The sequence below is a fragment of the Brevundimonas sp. genome, assembly GCF_044336875.1.
GTDB lineage: Bacteria > Pseudomonadota > Alphaproteobacteria > Caulobacterales > Caulobacteraceae > Brevundimonas.
In genome coordinates this window covers 49,996-63,694 of record NZ_JBIIOP010000019.1, presented here as the reverse complement: position 1 = coordinate 63,694, position 13,699 = coordinate 49,996, and the positions used below count along the sequence as shown (strand labels likewise).

Genomic DNA, 13,699 nt, shown 5'->3' with positions numbered 1-13,699 from the left:
CCTTCCAGCGATCCCAGATTTCAGCCCGCTGGGCCGCCGAGTAATAGATCCGCCGCCGCTGCTTCATCGCCCACGCTCCATCTCCGAAGAAAAGTTAGCGTGTTGCGGTCACCGGTTGAGCCCACCGGACATTTCGGACACTAATTCTGGAGACCGGCCGGGCCGGTCCGGCGCTCGCCGTTCGCATTTCGGACGTTTCGGACAGTTTTTCCCGTGTCTGAAATCCCAGGTCCGGTGCGCGATGGCTCTGGGGGAGCGGGCTCAAGCAGCGCGAAGGCCGGCAGCCTCAGGCCAATGGGCTCAAGCAGCGCGAAGCGCGGTAGCCCCAGGCCAATGGGCTCAAGCAGCGCGAAGCGCGGTAGCCCCAGGCCAATGGGCTCAAGCAGCGCGAAGCGCGGTAGCCCCAGGCCAATGGGCTCAAGCAGCGCGAAGCGCGGTAGCCCCAGGCCAATGGGCTCAAGCAGCGCGAAGCGCGGTAGCCCCAAGCCAATGGGCTCAAGCAGCGCGAAGCGCGGCAGCCCCTCCACAAAGAGAAACCGCCGGAGGACTGGTCCTCCGGCGGCTCCCGTCACGTCGTCGATCGACAGGGGGGCTGAAAATTAATCGACGACGCGATAGCGGCCGTACTGGTCGGGGCAGGTGCGGACGTAGCGGGTGTCCGTGCGACCATCGGGCAGACGGACCTGGCTCTCGGCCAGACGGCATCCGTCGGAATTCCGGTAGGGATCGACCGGGCGCGACCGGTCGTCATAGTAGCCGCCCTGATCATAGGCGTAGTCGCTGCGGCGGTCGTAGCCGTCGTCGCGATAGCCCTGATCCCCGGCGTAACGGTCGTCATAATAGCCGTAGCTGGGCTGGCCATAGCCGGATTGGCCATAGCCCGACTGGGCGTAGCCGGGCTGGCTATAGCCCTGGCTGTAGTAGCCGCCGCTCTGGTACGAACGGCAGGCGTCCGAGCTGGAGCGGCCGACCTGCGACCCGACCACGGCGCCCAGGACGCCGCCCAGGATGCTGCCCTCGGTGCGACGACCGCGCGCGGCCAGCTGCGAGCCGATGACGGCGCCCGCGCCGCCGCCGATCACGGCCCCGGCGCCGGTCCGGCCCTGGCGCTCGCGGGCGCAGGGGTCGTATTGCGGCTGCGGGTAGCTGCGGCCGTAGTCATAGGACGGGGCGTAGGATCCCGTGCCGTAGTTCTGGCTGTAGCCGTAAGCCTGGGCCGAGGCGAAGGACGGCGCCGCGACGGCGCCGATCGTCAGGGCCGCGAGAGCGGCGAAGGACTTGGTGGAGAGACGCATCTTCAACCCCTTGTGGTCGGACGTTTCAGTGACGAGCGCTGAACGGCTGGACCGGCTGTCTGTTGCATTTGGTTTACGGATCCGAAGCTGAACGCTCTTTGAGCGGCCCGTTCATCTTCGTTCATGTTTGCTCGAGCCCATGCGGCGCCCTTCGATCGAGGCGCCGAGGGCGCTTGGCGCGAGGGGGCCGTGGGGCTAGAAGCCCGGCGATGCAGACCTTCACGATCAACCGCGTCGGCGGACAGGGCGACGGGATCGCCGAAACGCCGAACGGGCCGATCTTCGCCGGTCTGACCCTGCCGGGTGAAACCGTGCGGGGCGAGGTGGTCGAGGGCCGGCTGGAGCGGGTCGCGATCGTCACGCCCAGCCCCGACCGGATCGCTCCGGTCTCGCCCCAGTACGGCGACTGCGGCGGCTGTTCCCTGCAGCACTGGGCGGACCAGCCCTATCTCGACTGGAAGCGCGAACAGGTCCGTCTGGCCCTGGCCCGCGAGCGGATCGAGACCGAGATCGAGCCGACCGTGGCCACCCCGGCCGGAACCCGTCGCCGCGTCGCCCTCCACGCCCGCAAGACCCAGGACGGGCGCGTGGTCCTGGGCTTCAAGGCGCGGCGCTCTTGGCGCCTGGTCGAGGTGCGCGAATGCCCCGTGGCCGATCCCCGCATCGTGCGCGCCATCCCGGCCCTGGCCGAGGTGGCGGCGGCCTTCTTCGAACACCCCAAGTCGGCCCCGACCCTGCATGTCACCTGGACCCTGACGGGGCTGGACGTCGATGTGACCGGGGTGGAGCGCCGCTCGGGCGGCGGTCTCTCCGCTGACGCCCAGATGCGGGCCATCGCGGCGGCGCACCGGGCGGATCTGGCGCGGCTGAGCCTGGCCGGGGACATTCTGGTGACGGTGCGTCAGCCGAAGATCGCCTTCGGCCCCGCGACCGTGTCCCTGCCGGCCGGCGGCTTCCTGCAGGCCGTGCCCCAGGCGGAGGCGGCCATGGTCTCGCGCGCCGTGGCGGCGGTGAAGGGCGCGAAGAAGATCGCCGACCTGTTCTGCGGCGCCGGCACCTTCACCTTCCCCCTGGCCACGGTCGCCCCGGTGATCGCGGCCGACGCGTCCAAGGCGGGCATCGACGCGCTGAAGGCCGGCGTCGGTTCGGCCAAGGGGATGAAGGCGATCACGGCCGAGGCGCGCGACCTGTTCCGGCGCCCGCTCACGCCCTTTGACCTGAAGGGCTGCGACGCCGTGGTCTTCGACCCGCCCCGCGCCGGCGCTGCCGACCAGACCGCCCAGATCGCCGGGACCAAGGCCGGGGTCGTGGTCGGGGTGTCCTGCAACCCCCAGACCTTCGCCCGCGACGCCCGCGTCCTGATCGACGCCGGCTTCAGGCTGGAAAAGGTCACTCCGGTCGACCAGTTCCTGTGGTCGGCCCATGTCGAACTGGTGAGCGTGTTCAGGCGATGACGATGAACGAGAACGACTTCGATCCTGAGGACGGCGGCGGCTTCGACGCCGACGATTGGACCCGGTTGAAACCCTTCGTCGGGGCCGTCGCGACCCTGGACGATGTCCAGGCGCGCCGCGCCGTCTTCGCCCTGGGCGATTCCGACGATCCCCGTCCAATCCCGATGGACCTGCCCCAGCCGGTCATCTGGTGGGAAGACGACGGCGAGCTGGCCGCTGTGGCGGTCCAGGCCGAGACCCATCTGAACGCAGAGGGCGAGGAGATGGAGATCCTGGGCCTGATCCTGCCGGACGGGGAGGGGGCGGTGGCCCTGATGGAGGATGTCGACCTGGTCGACGACACCGACCCGACCTGGCGCGACCTGGTCACACGCGCCATCGACCCGTCGGCGGCCGACGACGACTGAAGAGGCGGGGCGGGGTCAGTCGAACAGGTCCATCTGAGGCCGGGCGTCGGCGGGGACGCGGAACAGGGTTTCATCCAAAGGACGCGACGGCGTGTCGAGGCCAAAACGCTTCACGGCCGCCTTGAAGCGCGTGGCGATCAGTTCGGCCACCGGGCCGGTCCCCTTCATCCGCTGCGACCAGTCGGCGTCATAGTCCTTGCCGCCGCGCGTCTGGCGGATCAGCGACATGACGCGGGCCGCGCGGTCGGGGCGGGCGTCAGCCAGCCATTCGCGGAACAGATCCTTGATCTCCAGCGGCAGACGCAGGGTCACATACATGGCCCGTGTGGCCCCCGCCTTGGCCGCCGCCTCCAGAATCGATTCCAGTTCATGGTCGTTCAGGCCCGGAATGACGGGGGCGAAGCCGACGCCGACGGGACAACCCGCGTCGGCAAGCCGGCTGATCGCCTCCAGCCGTTTGGCGGGGGTGGAGGCGCGCGGCTCCATCGCCCGCGCCAGGCCCCGGTCCAGGGTGGTGATGGAGACGAAGGCAGAGGCCAGGCCCGCCTGACCCATCGGTCCCAGTATGTCGGCGTCGCGCGCGATCAGCACGGACTTGGTGATGATGCTGAAAGGGTGGTTGAAGCGACGCATCACTTCGAGGATCGACCGTGTTGATTTCAGATCCCGCTCGACCGGCTGATAGGGGTCGGTATTGCCGCCTATGTGGATGCGCCGGCACCGGTATCGGGGGGCGAGGAAGGCCTGCTCCAGCAGACCTGCCGCCTCGGGTTTGAAGAAGATCCGGCTCTCGAAATCCAGACCCGGGGATAGGCCCATCCAGGCATGGGACGGACGGGCGTAGCAGTAGATGCAGCCATGTTCGCAACCTTTGTACGGGTTGATGGAGCGGTCGAATCCTATGTCCGGGCTGTCGTTCCGGGCGATGATGGTGCGGGCGTGTTCAGGCGTGAGAGTGGTGCGAAGAGGCGTGGCGTCCGCGTCGTCGCGCGTCCAGCCGTCGTCGAACGACTCGTGCTGCTCGGGCTCGTAACGGCCAGTGGCATTGGAACGTGCGCCTCTTCCCTTGGCGGATTGCATGAGAGAACTGTGAGCCAGGAATGGGAACATAGCAAGAACATTATGCTGGGGTCCAGCTTCGAGCGGGCGCATTTTATATGAAACAATAACTGTTGCTAAACGGCGGGAGGCGCTGGTAGAGGGGGCGTAGCGTCGACCAAGAGGAGTTCCCCCATGAAGATCAGACATCTGGCGGCCCTGTCCGCCCTGGCCCTTCTGGCCGCCTGCAACCGTCCAGGCGAGGCGCCAGCGCCTCAGGAAACGGCCGCCGCCGAAGCCCCGATCGTCCTGAAGGCCCCGGCCGGCGCCTATGCGCTGGACCCGACCCACGCGACCCTGCAGTGGTCCGTGCTGCACAATACGATTTCCAACTATACGGCGCGGTTCGACAAGGTTGAGGCGACCCTGACGCTGGACCCGGCCGATCTGGCCAATTCCAAGATCACGGCCCGCATCGATCCAGTCTCGGTGGACGCCAATTATCCTGCCGACTACCAGGCGACCCATGCGGCGACCGGTTTCGTCGGTTGGAACGACGATATCGCCAACAGCGCCAAATTCCTGAACGCCAAGGCTTTTCCGTCCATCCAATTCGTCTCGACCAAGGTCGAGCCGACGGGCGCCCGCACCGCCAAGGTGACCGGCGATCTGACCTTCCTGGGCCAGACGCATCCGGTGACTCTGGACACCACCTTCAACGGCGAGATCGAACGCCATCCGTTCGCCCAGGTCCCGGCTGTCGGATTCGCCGCCGAGGGTAGGTTCAAGCGTTCGGACTTCGGCATGGCCGTCGGTCCGGTCGGCGACGAAGTGACCATCCGCTTCGACGGGGAATTCATCCAGCAGACCACGCCTGTGACGCCGGCCAACTAAGTCCAGGGGGGCGGCGGGTCTGCGCGATCCGCCGCCTCCATCCTTGTTTTCCGACCGCAGAAGACCGCCCATGACCGCGCCCGCCCACCGCTATTCCGCCGTCGCCATCGCCCTGCACTGGGTGATCGCCCTGTGCATCCTGTCGATGATTCCCATGGGGTGGTGGATGACGGCCGCCATCGAGCGTCCCGACAGCCAGGCCCTGGCCTATCGGGTGTTCCAGATCCACAAGTCGATCGGCTTCCTGATCCTGGCCCTGACCGTGGTGCGGATCGTCTGGCGGCTGACCCACCGGCCGCCGGCCCTGCCTGCGGGCATGAAGCGGTGGGAGGCCTTCGCCGCCAATACGACCCATGTGGCCTTCTATGTCCTGATGCTGGCCCTGCCGCTGACGGGATGGCTGTATGTCTCGGCCGGCTGGGCCGTGGCCCAGGACCGGGCGCTGGAGGTGGCGACCAGCTGGTTCGGCCTGTTCCCGATCCCGCATCTGCCGGGCGTTTCGGATCTGGCGGCGGGGGTGAAGCGGGCCCTAGCCTTTCAGGCCATGGAAGCCCACGCGGTGATGGCCTGGGGCGCGGTCGTCCTGGTCGCCCTGCACGTCGGCGCGGCGTTGAAACACCAATTTCTCGATCGTGACGGCGTGCTGGCTCATATGGTCCCGTTCCTGAAACCCGGTCACGAAGCCGCTTTTTCGGCGCCGCGTTCGCCCTGGGTCGAGCGCGGCGCGGGCGTGGCCGTGATCGCCATACTGGCCAGCGCCGGCGCGGTGGCGGGCCGCCCCTACGCCATGCCGGGGCTGGAGATGACCAAGTCCGACGCGCCGGCCGCCGTCGCCGTGGCTGAAACTGCGGCGGCCGAGGCGCCGGTCGCGCCGGGAACGGCCGCCGCCTGGACCATAGATTCGGCCGCCTCAAGTATCGGCTTCGGCGGAACCCACGCCGGGGCGCCCTTCAGGGGGCGGTTCGACCAGTGGGAAGGACGGGTGTGGTTCGATCCCGCGGACCTGGCGGGCTCCAAGGCTGTGGTGACGGTGCGTACCGGCTCGGCCCGCACCGGCGATCCGACGCAGGAAGGTTCGCTGCAGGGGGCGGAATGGTTCGATCCCGCCCGCTATCCCACCGCTCGGTTCGAGGCGACGGCGTTCCGCGCCCTGGGCGGCGACCGGTTCGAGGCGACCGGCGTATTGAAGATCAAGACGACGAGCCTGCCCGTGGTCCTGCCCTTTACCTTCAGGGAGAAGGACGGCGTGGCGACTGTGGACGGCGAGCTGGAGCTGGACCGCACGGCCCTGGATCTGGGCATGGAGTCCGATGCGACGGCCGACTGGGTGTCGAAGATGATCTCTGTGCGGATCGACGTTTCGGCCCGACGCGCGGGATAGGGGCGAATACGCGCCGCGCTTGCCCTCGGGTAAGTCTGGCCTTACGGGTCCGCGCCTTGATTAATGATTCAGGGAGCGGTCGATGACCCTCGCTCTTCTCTTCCCCGGACAGGGCAGCCAGGCCGTCGGCATGGGCGTGCAACTGGCCGACGCCTTCCAGTCCGCCCGCGACGTCTTCGCCGAGGTGGACGAGGCCCTGGGCCAGAAGCTGTCCGTCCTGATGCGCGAGGGGCCGGAAGACCAGCTGACCCTGACCGAGAACGCCCAGCCCGCCCTGATGGCGGTGTCCATGGCCGCGATCCGGGCGCTGAAGGTCGAGTTCGGTTTCGACGTCTCGACCGCCGCCTATGTGGCCGGCCACTCGCTGGGCGAATATTCGGCCCTGGCGGCGGCGGGCGCGATCTCGCTGTCGGATACGGCGCGGCTGCTGAAACTGCGTGGTCAGGCCATGCAGCGCGCCGTGCCGGTGGGGCAGGGGGCCATGGCCTCGCTGATCGGTCCGAAGACGGATCTGGCTCTGGCCGAGGCCGCCGCTGCGGCCGGCGCCGAGGTCGGCGTCTGCGTGGTGGCCAACGACAACAACGCCGGAAACATCGTCATCTCGGGCGAGAAGGCGGCCGTGGACCGGGCCATCGAAAAGGCCAAGGAACTGGGCGCGCGCGCCATTCCGCTGAACGTCTCGGCGCCCTTCCACTGCCCGCTGATGCAGCCGGCCGCCGACGAGATGGCCCAGGCCCTGGCCTCGGCGACCATCGTCGCCCCGTCCGCCCCGGTCGTCGCCAACGTCCTGGCCCGCCCGGAAACCGACCCGGAAGTCATCCGTCGCCTACTGGTCGAACAGGTGACCGGCCGTGTCCGTTGGCGCGAGAGCATGGAATGGATGGCGACCGAAGGCGGCGTGACCCGTTTCGTCGAGATCGGCTCGGGCAAGGTGCTGACCGGCATGGCCAAGCGGATCGCGCCGGAGGCCGAAAGCCTGCCGCTGAACACGCCGGAAGAGTTGGAAGCCTTCGCCAAGTCGCTGGCCTGAATTCATGAGCCGGGGCGCTGTGATCCTCTGGACCTGGGCGGCGAGCATCGTCCTTGTCTGGGGCGTGGTGGCCTTTGACCTGGGGCAGCCGCTGTGGATGCGCCAGCATTCCATCGCCTTGACCGCCTATGGCGCTTTCGAAGGACAGACCCTGACGGTGAAGGACAGCTGGAAGCTGCTGGCCTCCCAACGGCTGCACGTGAAGTTTCCGCACATGCTGTTCAACGCCGTCATCATAGGCTCAGTGGGATCGGCGCTGACGCGACGTTCGGCCTGGCCGTTTGTGCTGGTGTTGGGATTAATCGGGGGCGCTTGCGGCCAGCTGGCGGCGGCGCTGGTTCAGCCCGACGCCTATGTGTCGGGGGCTTCTCAAGCCTATCTGGCGCTTTGTGGGGCGGCCCTGGTGCTGCTGGAGCGCAGGAGCATTGGCTGGTGGTTGTCGGTTCTGGGTGTCGCCGTCAGCGTCGCATTGGACCTGTTTGTCAGCAGCCATGCGGCCATAAAGCCGGGCCATTTCGTACCTTTCGTCATCGGTTTGATCGTCGGCGGCGTTTTTCTATTGTTGGACAGACATCGCCCGGCATGGGCGATGCTTCGGAGGACATGATGTTCAATCTTGCAGGCAAGACCGCGCTGGTGACCGGCGCGACGGGCGGCATCGGCGGTGCGGTGGCGCGGGCCCTGCACGCCCAGGGCGCGACCGTGGTGCTGTCGGGCACGCGCGAGGCGGTGCTGGCGGATCTGGCCAAGGAGCTGGGCGCCAATGGAACGGGGCGCGCCCATTTCGCCACCGCCAACCTGTCGGATCCGGAATCGGTCGACAATCTGGTGAACGCGGCCGAGACGGCGGCGGGCGCGCCGCTGGACATCCTGGTGGCCAACGCCGGCATCACCAAGGACGGTCTGCTGATGCGGATGAAGGACGAAGACTTCCAGTCCGTCATCCAGATCAATCTGGAATCCTATTTCCGCCTGACCCGCGCCGCGGTGAAGGGGATGATGAAGCGCCGTTCGGGCCGAATCATCGGCGTGACCTCGGTCGTCGGCGTGACCGGCAATCCGGGCCAGACCAATTATTCGGCGTCCAAGGCCGGGATGATCGGCTTCTCCAAGTCGCTGGCCCAAGAAGTCGGTTCGCGCGGCATCACGGTCAACTGCATCGCCCCGGGCTTCATCGCCTCGCCGATGACCGACGTGCTGAACGAGCAGCAGCGCGAGGCCATTCTGGGCAAGATCCCGGCCGGTCGGCTGGGTTCGGGCGACGAGATCGCCGCCGCCGCCGTCTATCTGTCGTCGAACGAAGCCGCCTACGTGACCGGGCAGACCCTGCACGTGAACGGCGGCATGGCGATGATCTGATCGCAGTCACGACGTTTTACAGACTATTTCCTGCCCGAACGGCTGTGCTAAAGGGCAGGAACACGAAGGCGGTCTGAGCCATTCAGCTTGCATCGCCGACGTTGCCGTGAGACGGCGATTTACAAGCTACCCCCGCCTCTACGGCGATTTTAAACAGGCAGAGAGACACTCATGTCCGACACCCTCGAGCGCGTTCGCAAGATCGTCATCGACCACCTGGACGCCGATCCGGACAAGGTCACGGAAAAGGCCAGCTTCATCGACGACCTGGGCGCCGACTCGCTCGACAACGTCGAGCTGGTGATGGCCTTCGAAGAAGAATTCGACATCGAGATCCCGGATGACGCCGCCGAGCACATCCAGACGGTCGGCGATGCGGTCAAGTTCATCGACGAAAAGTCGGCCGGCTGATCCCAGCCCCCGACTGCGGCCGACAGGCCGACAGATCATAGGGCCGCCCGGCGCTCCTAGCGGAGTCGCTCGGCGGCCTTTACTGTTTCTGACCCTCGCGAATCCCCATGTGATTCCGAAGGCAGGAATAAGTTTGAAGGAGCACGCACCATGCGCCGCGTCGTCGTTACGGGCATCGGTCTGCTGACCCCCCTGGGCTGGGGTGTCGAGAAGAGCTGGAAGGGTATCGTCGAGGGACGTTCGGGCATCGGCCCCATCACGTCGTTCGACACGGAGGGCTATGGCTGCACCATCGCCGGCGAGGTGCCGAGCGTGGACGGTCGTGGCGGCGGCGGCGAAGGCGACTTCGACCCCGACAAGATCATGTCCGCCAAGGACCGCAAGCGGGTCGACGACTTCATCCTGTACGCCATCGCGGCGGCGGACGAGGCGCTGCACGACGCCAACTGGAAGCCCGAGACGGACGAGGACAAGGAACGGACCGGCGTGATGGTCGGCTCCGGCATCGGCGGCCTGGGCCCCATCGCCGACACCGCCATCGTGCTGAAGGAACAGGGACCGCGCCGCGTCAGCCCCTTCTTCATCCCCAGCGCCCTGATCAATCTGGCCGGGGGGCAGATCTCGATCCGCCACGGTCTGAAAGGGCCGAACCACGCAGCCGTCACCGCCTGCGCCACCGGCGCCCACGCCATCGGCGACGCGGCCCGGATGATCGCCCTGGACGACGCCGACGTCATGGTGGCGGGCGGCGCCGAAAGCTCGGTCGTGCCCATCGGCATCGCCGGCTTCCTGGCCTGCAAGGCCCTGTGCACCGCCTATAACGACACGCCGGAAAAGGCGTCGCGTCCGTATGACCGGGGCCACGCCGGCTTCGTCATGGGCGAGGGCGCGGGCATCCTGGTGCTGGAGGAATACGAACACGCCAAGGCGCGCGGGGCCAAGATCTACGCCGAGGTCGTCGGTTACGGCATGAGCGGCGACGCCTATCACATCACCGCCCCGTCGGAAGACGGCGAAGGCGGGGTGCGGGCGATGAAGGCGGCGCTGAAGCGCGCGGGCCTGCAGCCGTCCGATCTGGACTACGTCAACGCCCATGGCACCTCGACCATGGCCGACTGGATCGAGCTGAAGGGGATCGAGGGCCTGGTCGGCGATCACGCGCAGAACCTGACCGTCTCTTCGACCAAGTCGATGACGGGCCACCTGCTGGGCGCCGCCGGCGCCATCGAGGCGGCCTTCTGCGTCCTGGCCATCCGCGATCAGGTCGCGCCGCCGACGATCAATCTGGACGATCCCGAGATGGAAACGCCGATCGATTTGGTCCCGAACAAGGCCAAGCCGATGAAGATCGATGTGGCCATGTCCAACAGCTTCGGCTTCGGGGGCACCAACGCCTCGGTGATCTTCAAGAAGGTCGACTAGATGTTCGGACGGGGGCGGCCAAACAGGCATGTTGAAAGGCCGCAGAAGCGGTCGGGTCTGACAGTGACCCTGCTGACCGCTTCGGCGACCTTCAGCCTGTTCCTGATCGCCGCCCTCGCCATCGTCTGGGGCGTCTATTACGGACCCGGACCCGGGGCCCGTCAGGGCGACCGAACGGTCGTCACCCTGGCCAGCGGCTCGGGCGTCTCGGCCATCGCCGCCCAGCTGAAGGCGGCGGGGGTGATCCGCTCCACCGATCTGTTCAAGGCGGCGGCGACCTTCACCGGCGCCGACCGTCGTCTGCGCGCCGGAGAATACGAGGTGCCGTCGGGCGCTTCCCTGGCCGGCGTCATGAAACTGCTGGTCGAGGGGCGGGTGGTGCGCCACTTCGTGACCCTGCCGGAAGGCTGGTCCTCGGCCCAGGCGCTGGACATCCTGGCCAAGGAGCCGGTCCTGATAGGCTCGGTCGAGATTACGCCGGACGAGGGCAGCCTGTGGCCCGACACCTATGAGGTCTCGCGCGGCGAGACTCGCCAGTCGGTGATCGACCGGATGCAGCGCGCCGCCAACGAGAACCTGCGCCTCCTGTGGGCCCAGCGCGGCCCCGGCACGGTCGTCCGCAATCCGGAGGAGGCCGTGATCCTGGCCTCCATCGTCGAGAAGGAGACCGGTCTGGCGGCCGAGCGCCCGCGCGTGGCGGCGGTCTTTTCGAACCGGCTGCGTCAGGGGATGCGGCTGGAGAGCGATCCGACCATCGTCTACGGCATAACCCAGGGGCGTCCGCTGGGGCGCGGCATCCGCCGTTCGGAACTGCAGCGCCAGACGGCCTGGAACACCTATCAGATCGACGGCTTGCCGCCGACGCCGATCGCCAATCCGGGCAAGGAGGCGATCCAGGCGGTGCTGAATCCGCCCGCCGATCACGCCCTGTTCTTCGTCGCCGACGGATCGGGCGGCCACGCCTTCGCCGCCACCTATGACGAGCACCTGCAGAATGTCGCCCGCTGGCGTCAGATCGAACGCCAGAAGGCCGGCTTGCCGCCTGAGGCGCCGACGCCGGTCGCGCCGGGAACCACGCCCGCGCCGATGACGTCGCCGGCCGATCAGCCGGCGACGGCGCCCGCACAGGGCGGCCAGGCGACGATCACCCTGCCGGCCGGCGCCTCGCGAGGCCCTCAATGAGCAAATTATCGGGCATGACCGGCTTCGGCCGGGCCGACGGCGCCGGTCAGGGCTGGACCTGGTCGGTCGAGGCCCGTTCGGTCAACGGCCGCAATCTGGAGGTCCGGTTCCGCGGCCCCAACGGCTTCGACGCCCTGGAACGGGCCGCCAAGACGGCCGGACAGGCGCGGTTCGCGCGCGGTCAGGTCAACCTCGCCGTCCAGACGAAACGGGTCGAAAGCCGAGAGGCCGCCGTTACGGTCAATTCGGCCGTTCTGGCCCGCTACCTGACCCTGGCCAACGAACTGGCCGAGGACGGGGCCACCCCGCCCTCGGCGGACGGGCTGCTGGCCCTGCGCGGCGTGATCGAGGCGCCGGAAGAGGTCGAGGATCCCGAGGCGCGGGCCGCTCTGGAAGCCGCCATCGCGAAGACGGTCGAAGAGGCTCTGGACGCCCTGAAAATCTCTCGCGAGGTCGAGGGCGCGCTGCTGGCGCCGGTGCTGGAAGACTTCATCGCCCGGATCGAGGCTCTGGTCGCCCAGGCCGAAACCGAGGCGACAGCCCAGGTCGAGGCCATTCGCGAACGGTTCACCCGTCGCATCACCGAACTGGCCCCGGACGCGCCGGGGCTGGAGGAGCGGATATTCCTGGAAGCGGCGGTCCTGGCGACCAAGGCCGACGCGCGCGAGGAACTGGATCGGCTGACCGCCCATGTCGCGGCGGCGCGTCAGCTTGTGGCCTCGGCGCCCGCCGGGCGAAAACTTGACTTTCTGATGCAGGAATTCATGCGCGAGGCCAACACGCTCTGCTCGAAATCGGCTACGACCGCGCTCACCGGAATCGGCCTGGAGCTCAAGGCCGTCATCGAACAGTTGCGTGAGCAGGTCCAGAATGTCGAATAGGGTTGTCGAAACCCATTTTCAACTTACAAAACAATGAAGTGATAGAGATATCTTACACTTAAAGCTGGTCGGGAATGGCCAGCGTTGAACGAAGTTGGACAGTTTTAACGCTCAGTTCGGGCGTAACGCCCAACGTAGCGCCCCGATACTAGGCTATTGAATATGTCGAATGAACGCACGCCCCGCCGGGGTGTCCTCCTGATCGTCGCCAGCCCTTCGGGCGCCGGCAAGACGTCGCTGTGCCGCCGGTTGATGGCGGATCACAAGGGACTGGAGCTGTCCGTCTCCATGACCACGCGCGGCATTCGTCCGGGCGAGGTCGACGGCCGCGACTATCATTTCGTCGACCACGAGCGCTTCCAGAAGCTGATCGACGCCGACGCCTTCCTGGAATGGGCCGACGTCCACGGCAACCGCTACGGCAGCCCGCGCGGACCGGTGGACCGCGCCCTGGCCGAGGGGCGCGACGTCCTGTTCGACATCGACTGGCAGGGCGCGCGTGACGTGGCCGAGAAATGCCCGCAGGACGCCGTGCGGGTCTTCATCCTGCCGCCCAGCCTGGAGGAACTGCGCCGCCGTCTGGTGACCCGGTCGCAGGATTCGGAAGAGGTGATCGAGCGTCGCGTGGCCAACGCCAAGGGCGAGATCGAACACTGCGACGTGTTCGACTATGTGATCGTCAATGAAGACTTCGACCGGTCCTACGCGGAACTGGCGCACATCTATCATGCCGAACGGTCCCGCCGGTTCCGCAATCTGTGGGTCGGGGATTACAAGACCGCCCTGCTGCGCGAAGCGGTCTGAACGGAGCGGAATTAGAAAACGGCGTCGCGGGCGGGGGACGACCGGCGACGCCGTTGCACTAACTCAACGCTACTGATGCGGTTGTCGCACGGCGCCCATTCCAACCGGTAAACGAGACCTTACGGGAGAACGCCTAGGTGT

14 protein-coding genes are annotated in these 13,699 nt (G+C 67.4%); 12 read left to right on the top strand and 2 right to left on the bottom strand.

The genetic code is table 11. The features are described from left to right. Positions 1-599: 599 nt before the first annotated feature. Complete coding sequence (locus tag ACIQ1T_RS16520; protein ID WP_395945648.1) at positions 600-1,295, bottom strand: glycine zipper 2TM domain-containing protein; 696 nt, start codon at positions 1,293-1,295, stop codon at positions 600-602. Positions 1,296-1,504: 209 nt separating this feature from the next. On the opposite strand from ACIQ1T_RS16520, the gene ACIQ1T_RS16515 reads away from it, so the two are divergent. Together ACIQ1T_RS16515 and ACIQ1T_RS16510 are read left to right on the top strand one after the other, a co-directional pair. After that, positions 1,505-2,749: a class I SAM-dependent RNA methyltransferase gene (locus ACIQ1T_RS16515; protein WP_395945647.1), complete on the top strand. Its 1,245-nt coding sequence runs from the start codon at positions 1,505-1,507 to the stop codon at positions 2,747-2,749. Between the two features lie 2 nt (positions 2,750-2,751). Further along, on the top strand, positions 2,752-3,156 hold the full coding sequence (locus ACIQ1T_RS16510) for a hypothetical protein (RefSeq protein WP_395945646.1): 405 nt from the start codon (positions 2,752-2,754) through the stop codon (positions 3,154-3,156). 15 nt (positions 3,157-3,171) lie between these two features. On the opposite strand, the gene ACIQ1T_RS16505 is transcribed toward ACIQ1T_RS16510, so the two are convergent. Continuing rightward, a complete protein-coding gene (locus ACIQ1T_RS16505) occupies positions 3,172-4,236 on the bottom strand; it encodes a PA0069 family radical SAM protein (RefSeq protein WP_395945645.1) in 1,065 nt (354 codons plus the stop codon). 153 nt (positions 4,237-4,389) lie between these two features. Here ACIQ1T_RS16505 and ACIQ1T_RS16500 point away from each other — a divergent pair, with 153 nt between their 5' ends. From ACIQ1T_RS16500 to gmk, 10 genes are all read left to right on the top strand, one after another. Beyond that, positions 4,390-5,088, top strand: coding sequence for a YceI family protein (locus tag ACIQ1T_RS16500; protein ID WP_395945644.1), 699 nt, complete (start codon positions 4,390-4,392; stop codon positions 5,086-5,088). 70 nt (positions 5,089-5,158) lie between these two features. Beyond that, complete coding sequence (locus ACIQ1T_RS16495) at positions 5,159-6,469, top strand: cytochrome b/b6 domain-containing protein (RefSeq protein WP_395945643.1); 1,311 nt, start codon at positions 5,159-5,161, stop codon at positions 6,467-6,469. A gap of 82 nt (positions 6,470-6,551) precedes the next feature. Continuing rightward, complete coding sequence (gene fabD / locus ACIQ1T_RS16490; RefSeq protein WP_395945642.1) at positions 6,552-7,499, top strand: ACP S-malonyltransferase; 948 nt, start codon at positions 6,552-6,554, stop codon at positions 7,497-7,499. A 19-nt stretch (positions 7,500-7,518) separates the two neighbouring features. Beyond that, positions 7,519-8,106, top strand: coding sequence for a rhomboid family intramembrane serine protease (locus tag ACIQ1T_RS16485; RefSeq protein ID WP_395945641.1), 588 nt, complete (start codon positions 7,519-7,521; stop codon positions 8,104-8,106). After that, entirely contained in the window at positions 8,106-8,858 is a 753-nt protein-coding gene (gene fabG, locus ACIQ1T_RS16480) for a 3-oxoacyl-[acyl-carrier-protein] reductase (protein ID WP_395945640.1), read from the top strand. The genes ACIQ1T_RS16485 and fabG overlap by 1 nt, the downstream gene beginning before the upstream one ends. A 171-nt stretch (positions 8,859-9,029) precedes the next feature. After that, positions 9,030-9,269 carry an acyl carrier protein gene (locus ACIQ1T_RS16475; RefSeq protein ID WP_008264317.1) on the top strand — a complete coding sequence of 80 codons (240 nt, stop codon included), beginning with the start codon at positions 9,030-9,032 and terminating at the stop codon, positions 9,267-9,269. Positions 9,270-9,419: 150 nt separating this feature from the next. Beyond that, a complete protein-coding gene (fabF, locus tag ACIQ1T_RS16470; protein WP_395945639.1) occupies positions 9,420-10,691 on the top strand; it encodes a beta-ketoacyl-ACP synthase II in 1,272 nt (423 codons plus the stop codon). Between the two features lie 63 nt (positions 10,692-10,754). Beyond that, positions 10,755-11,873 (top strand): endolytic transglycosylase MltG, encoded by a 1,119-nt coding sequence (mltG, locus tag ACIQ1T_RS16465; RefSeq protein WP_395945638.1) that lies wholly within the window; start codon positions 10,755-10,757, stop codon positions 11,871-11,873. Then, positions 11,870-12,754 carry a YicC/YloC family endoribonuclease gene (locus ACIQ1T_RS16460; protein ID WP_395945637.1) on the top strand — a complete coding sequence of 295 codons (885 nt, stop codon included), beginning with the start codon at positions 11,870-11,872 and terminating at the stop codon, positions 12,752-12,754. Before mltG ends, ACIQ1T_RS16460 begins: the two co-directional genes overlap by 4 nt. A gap of 162 nt (positions 12,755-12,916) precedes the next feature. Next, on the top strand, positions 12,917-13,558 hold the full coding sequence (gmk, locus tag ACIQ1T_RS16455; RefSeq protein ID WP_395945636.1) for a guanylate kinase: 642 nt from the start codon (positions 12,917-12,919) through the stop codon (positions 13,556-13,558). The last annotated feature ends 141 nt before the right edge of the window (positions 13,559-13,699 follow it).

Bases quoted from the DNA above. Each gene is read 5' to 3' on its own strand.
- ACIQ1T_RS16510 (WP_395945646.1), top strand. From the start codon at position 2,752: ATGAACGAGAACGACTTCGATCCTGAGGACGGCGGCGGCTTCGACGCC.
- fabG (WP_395945640.1), top strand. From the start codon at position 8,106: ATGTTCAATCTTGCAGGCAAGACCGCGCTGGTGACCGGCGCGACGGGC.
- ACIQ1T_RS16495 (WP_395945643.1), top strand. From the start codon at position 5,159: ATGACCGCGCCCGCCCACCGCTATTCCGCCGTCGCCATCGCCCTGCAC.
- fabF (WP_395945639.1), top strand. From the start codon at position 9,420: ATGCGCCGCGTCGTCGTTACGGGCATCGGTCTGCTGACCCCCCTGGGC.
- ACIQ1T_RS16460 (WP_395945637.1), top strand. From the start codon at position 11,870: ATGAGCAAATTATCGGGCATGACCGGCTTCGGCCGGGCCGACGGCGCC.
- ACIQ1T_RS16500 (WP_395945644.1), top strand. From the start codon at position 4,390: ATGAAGATCAGACATCTGGCGGCCCTGTCCGCCCTGGCCCTTCTGGCC.
- fabD (WP_395945642.1), top strand. From the start codon at position 6,552: ATGACCCTCGCTCTTCTCTTCCCCGGACAGGGCAGCCAGGCCGTCGGC.
- ACIQ1T_RS16505 (WP_395945645.1), bottom strand. From the start codon at position 4,236: ATGCAATCCGCCAAGGGAAGAGGCGCACGTTCCAATGCCACTGGCCGT.
- ACIQ1T_RS16515 (WP_395945647.1), top strand. From the start codon at position 1,505: ATGCAGACCTTCACGATCAACCGCGTCGGCGGACAGGGCGACGGGATC.
- ACIQ1T_RS16475 (WP_008264317.1), top strand. From the start codon at position 9,030: ATGTCCGACACCCTCGAGCGCGTTCGCAAGATCGTCATCGACCACCTG.
- ACIQ1T_RS16520 (WP_395945648.1), bottom strand. From the start codon at position 1,295: ATGCGTCTCTCCACCAAGTCCTTCGCCGCTCTCGCGGCCCTGACGATC.
- gmk (WP_395945636.1), top strand. From the start codon at position 12,917: ATGTCGAATGAACGCACGCCCCGCCGGGGTGTCCTCCTGATCGTCGCC.